General features: G+C 43.8%; 1 protein-coding gene. It reads left to right on the top strand.

Annotated elements, in window-relative coordinates; genetic code table 11:
* A partial coding sequence (locus tag P6709_RS20255; protein ID WP_278242675.1) for a hypothetical protein occupies positions 1 to 181 on the top strand: 181 nt, incomplete at its 5' end.
* Positions 182 to 242 lie beyond the last annotated feature (61 nt).

Raw genomic sequence — 242 nt, 5'->3', positions numbered from 1 at the left:
AATCAGGCTGGCCATGAAAATTCCCTCAGGTTTCATTGGTCCGAATAATAGTGTTTTCCGGCCTCTTTCTGCCATCTCTGCACCATTTGTGACCATTGATGCTTCGTCTAGAGGAAAAGGAATAGGCAAAGCAGTACCAGGAATGGAGAACAGAGTGATCGATAAACTCTCTTTCCAGTGATCTTGACGTCTGCCGGAAGCGATAAAAGAAACAGCTTAAATGAGGAGTATTGCTACTATTG

Source organism: Jeotgalibacillus sp. ET6 (assembly GCF_029667115.1).
Lineage (GTDB): Bacteria > Bacillota > Bacilli > Bacillales > Jeotgalibacillaceae > Jeotgalibacillus.
This window is presented reverse-complemented; position numbering and strand designations above follow the sequence as displayed.